Origin of the sequence: Eubacterium ramulus ATCC 29099 (assembly GCF_000469345.1) — a bacterium.
GTDB classification, from domain to species: domain Bacteria; phylum Bacillota; class Clostridia; order Lachnospirales; family Lachnospiraceae; genus Eubacterium_I; species Eubacterium_I ramulus.
Genome location: NZ_KI271164.1, coordinates 1 through 4,798 on the forward strand (window position 1 = coordinate 1; position 4,798 = coordinate 4,798).

The 4,798-nt window shown below is 39.9% G+C and carries 4 protein-coding genes; all 4 read left to right on the top strand.

Features of this window, described 5'->3' with window-relative positions; genetic code table 11:
• The first annotated feature begins 57 nt into the window (after window positions 1-57).
• The 4 genes from HMPREF0373_RS12260 (at window position 58) to HMPREF0373_RS12270 (ending at window position 4,711) form a co-directional block, all read left to right on the top strand.
• Window positions 58-696, top strand: coding sequence for an NUDIX hydrolase N-terminal domain-containing protein (locus HMPREF0373_RS12260; protein ID WP_021740053.1), 639 nt, complete (start codon window positions 58-60; stop codon window positions 694-696).
• A 31-nt stretch (window positions 697-727) separates the two neighbouring features.
• On the top strand, window positions 728-889 hold the full coding sequence (locus tag HMPREF0373_RS16815) for a hypothetical protein (protein ID WP_155958135.1): 162 nt from the start codon (window positions 728-730) through the stop codon (window positions 887-889).
• Window positions 890-1,702: 813 nt separating this feature from the next.
• Window positions 1,703-3,916, top strand: coding sequence for a beta-galactosidase (locus HMPREF0373_RS12265; RefSeq protein WP_021740056.1), 2,214 nt, complete (start codon window positions 1,703-1,705; stop codon window positions 3,914-3,916).
• Between the two features lie 144 nt (window positions 3,917-4,060).
• Window positions 4,061-4,711, top strand: coding sequence for a YkgJ family cysteine cluster protein (locus tag HMPREF0373_RS12270; RefSeq protein ID WP_021740057.1), 651 nt, complete (start codon window positions 4,061-4,063; stop codon window positions 4,709-4,711).
• The last annotated feature ends 87 nt before the right edge of the window (window positions 4,712-4,798 follow it).

Below are 4,798 nucleotides of genomic sequence, written 5' to 3' on the forward strand. Positions count from 1 at the left end.
TCTGTGATTTAAGTGGTGGGAGCATGTCACTATATGCTATCTTAAGAGGAGAAGGATATGGCATTAAATTTACATGATGAAAAGAACAAATGGTTGGACTGGGCGATTGAAATCCAAAGTCTAGCGCAAGCGGGGATGACCTATGGACATGACGTATATGATATGGAGCGTTATGAACGTTTACGGGAAATTTCAGCAGAAATGTTATCTTACAAAACAGATATTCCAGTAGAAAAAGTAAAAGACTTATTCTGTAATGAAACTGGCTATCAGACACCTAAGGTTGATACCAGAGCAGCAATTTTCGAGGATGGAAAAATCTTATTAGTGCATGAAAAAAACGGAACCTGGTCGTTACCGGGCGGCTGGTGTGATGTTAACCAATCGGTAGCGGAAAATACGATCAAAGAGACATTAGAAGAAGCTGGTTTACATGTAAAAGCAGACCGTATGATCGCTGTTCAGGATCGAAATAAACATAATTTGCCGATATATGTTTATGGTGTGGTCAAGATTTTTATCCAGTGTTCTGTAATTGACGGGGCTTTTGTTTCAAATATTGAAACGACAGAGACAAAATATTTTGCAAAAGACGAAATACCGGAAAATCTGGCAAATGAAAAAACAACCAAAGAACAGATATTAATGTGTTTTGATGCGTATGAAGCGAAACACTGGAAAGTTTTGTTTGACTAAAAAGTAATTTATGATAACTTGGAGGAATGACATGAAATGCAAAAGAACGGTTCTGCCATTACTTGGAACTGCATTTGAACCTGGCAGACTGGCAGACACGCTAAATGAATTTGAGGATGAAGAACTGGCAGAAGCCTATTTTTTTCAGCACAGGCATCTTGTTTGTTTGCATTATATGTCATTAGTGTGCTGATTCATATTCCACCGGAAAAAAATTGCCGTTGTTAAGCGATTATTTGCGTTATCTTCCAGAAGGTCAGCGTCTGTTTGCTATGAATCTGTTGATTCCGGTGGAGTTTTCTATCGCGATGCTTGCTTGCCGTGACTGGACAAATAAGTGTCAATTTTCAGAAAACAGAAGATAATAATTTATGCCTGTTTCAATGTTTGCTGAAATAGGCACTTTTTTGTGCCAAAACGGGCATGTAAAAACAAAGAATAGTTTGATAAAATATAACCAACGAGATGGCTGCTCAGTAAAATATCTAAAACAGTAATAATTTTTTACATATAATGATATATACCTTGCGAACAGATACAGATGAGCAGTCATCAGAAATACTTTATATGAACGCAGAATAAGCATTCCCCCGATTCAAGTGTGTAGAGCACTAAGCGGTGGGTAAGCGGGATGCTTATGTCAGTGGGAGTTAAAAGCTCCCACTGACAGGTCACAAAGCGACTGCGTTCCTGAGCAAGTAGTGAAAGCGGATTGCAAATGTCCGCTTTACTTATAAGAAACATAGTCTTTTGCTAAATGGCAGAAGGCTTTTTTTCGTTTCCAAATCATCTCAGGTTTATTGCTGAATTATAGCAGAAACAAAATAGTTAAAACAAGATGATATGTTGCGGAGCAATTTTTCAAAAAAGAAAAGCAAGTTTTTGGATAAAAAATAAATAGGAAGTATGGAACTAAAATGATATAATAGACACAGAAACAAAGTAAAAAACAAATTACTCAGTTTACAAATCTTGATGAAAATAAATATGAGAAAAGGAATTTTGAATGGAAAAATACAGTATGAACGGAGTATCTTTACTCAAAAATGAAAAAGCAATTTTTCCAATGATGGGGGAGTTTCATTTTTCCAGATGCCCGGAGAAGGAATGGGAAGATGAGATTCGAAAAATGAAAGCCTGTGGCATGGATATTATAGCAACCTATGTATTTTGGATTCATCATGAGGAAGAAGAAGGTGTCTTTGATTTTTCCGGTCAGCGCAATTTGCATTATTTTCTGAAATTGTGCGAGAAATGGCAGATGCATGTGTGGCTTCGTATTGGACCGTGGGCGCATGGAGAGGCACGAAATGGTGGTTTTCCGGACTGGCTGCTGAAAAAAGGATATAAATTGCGCAGCGATGATCCGGATTACCTGGCATTGGTGGAACGTTTCTGGAAGAAAATTTATAAAGAAGTGGAAGGAACACATTGCATTCTTGGTATTCAGGTTGAAAATGAATATGGTCATGTGGGTGGTTTACGAGGTGCTGCCGGGGAGCAACATATGCGGACGCTAACAAAACTGGCAAAAACGATTGGTTTTGAAGCACCATATTGGACTGCAACCGGATGGGGCGGTGCGGTACTTGGTGATCTGACACCGGTTATGGGCGGTTATTGTGATGCCCCATGGGATATTTCTTTAAAGCAGCTTCCGCCAAACAAGAATTATCTGTTTTCAACGGTGCGAAATGATGGAAATATTGGCAGTGATTATGCGCCGGGCATGGAATTGTCATTTGATAAAGATGCGTATCCGTATCTGACCGCAGAACTTGGTGGCGGTGTGCAGGTGACACATCATCGCAGACCACGGGTGGCAGCAGAAGATATCGGAGCGATGTCAGTATGCAAACTTGGAAGCGGTTGTAACCTGTTGGGCTATTATATGTATCACGGTGGGACAAATCCGAAAGGAAAACTCAGTAGCTTACAGGAATCGACGGCGGTGGGGTCTTTTTGCGATGTCCCTGAACTTTCCTATGATTTTCAGGCACCGATCCGGGAATATGGTCAGATTTCAGAGACAGCAAAAGAATTGAAACTTCTTTCTATGTTTGTGCATGATTATGGGGAGACATTTTGCAATATGCAGCCACAGTTTGCGTGGAATGACTGTGAGAGTACCTCAGTTCATACCGGAGATTTTCAGGATGCAGAAGATTTATCTGCATTTCGCATGATTACACGCAGAAACGGTGATCAAGGTTATCTGTTTGTAAATAATTATCAACGTGGCTATGAGATGGCAGAGCATAAAGATGTGATGCTGCGTGTTCAGACAGCAGATGGAGAAATACGTTTCCCAAAACAGGATATTAAAAATGGAGCTTACTTCTTTTATCCGTTTAATTTTCCGCTGTCAGATGACGTGACATTACGTTGGATTAATCAGACACCATTATGCAATATCAACCAGAAACTATGGTTTTTCTATGGAATTGACAAAATGCAGTATGAGGCAGATGAAAAACTGTCTGGCCAAGTGCTTATCAGTATGGATCGAACCTGGGCAAAATGTGCATGGCGCATGAAAAAATATCCAAATATATTGTTTTTCAGTGCGTTACCTATTTTGGAAACAGAAAATGGTATAGAGGTGATTTGTCGCAGTGATCATGCACAGAAAAACTGCTGGATAATCATGGATGCAACTGTGGAAGATGTTAAAACGTGGATTGACAATGGATGGAAAAAATCAGATATCATTCCGGATTTCTTACATGTGGAAGGTGATGCATCCACAATTTGCGTGCTGAGTCATGATCTGGCGGCAGCAGACAATCAGACTGTCGCGTCATTTACACATACAGATGTAAATAACTGCATTATACTGAAAGAAAAGACAGATTTTTCCATGGAAGAAGCATGTGCGATTGATGATACTGGCAAAGATTATCGGGAATATGTGATTCGAATTTCCTATGACAAAGCATATGATGCAGTAAAAGATAATATTTTTCTTCGGATTGATTTTCAGGCAGATCAGGCAGAACTTTACCTGAATGGCGAGAAAATTGCGGATCAGTATTATATTGGTGATGTCTGGGAAGTCAGTCTGAAACGATTTGATTTTCCAACGGAATTGATACTACGGTTGTATCCACTGGAGGAAAACGATAAGATATATCTGGAAACGCAGCCGGATTATCTAAATGGAAGATGTTGCAGCTTAAAGGATATCCGTTGCGTGTATGAGTGTAAAGAAAAGTTGTAATAGTTGAAGAAAATGAGAATGTCCTCTGCTTGAATTGCGATAAGTAATGAGCAGGGGATGTTTGTCTGTAAATCTGCCTCTTGGAAAATATCAGCTTTTTTGTTATAATGCAACTACTGGATTTTTGAGAGACGGGTGAAATAGATGGAAGAATATTTAAAAGATATATCAGATGGAAAGTTATATAGCAGCAATGACATGGTAAAAGTAGGCTGTCATGATTGCAAAGGCTGTTCCGCCTGTTGTTGTGATATGGGTGAATCCATTTTGCTGGATCCGATGGATGTCTGGCGTCTGGAACGGAACCTTGGACAGAGTTTTGAACAACTGCTTTCAGGCGCGATAGATCTGCATGTGGAAGATGGTCTGATCCTTCCGAATCTGAAAATGGCACCATCCGCGACAGGACCAAAATGTTCTTTTTTAAATGAAGAAGGCAGATGCAGTATTCATGGATTTCGACCGGGAATCTGCCGTTTGTTTCCTCTGGGGCGAAACTATGAAGGGGAAAAGCTGAGCTATTTTCTGCTGACAGATGCCTGTCCGGCAAAAAATAAATCAAAGATGAAAGTAAGTAAGTGGCTTGAAATGGATGGAGTGAAGGATTATGAGCACTTTTTAGTAAAATGGCATTCACTCACAAAGTCTCTTCGTCAGACGATGCAAAATTATAACGAAGAGGAAGCAAAACGGAAAAATATGCTGTTTCTTCAAATGTTTTATTTTACTCCTGTACAGCAGGAGAATTTTTATGATGGTTTCTACGAACGGCTTGAACAGTTTGAACGCAGATAAGCATTCCCCCGCTTCAAGTGCGCGGAGCACAAAGTGGCGGGTGAGGGGGGATGCTTATGTCAGCTTTCGCTGACCAGAATCACGCAC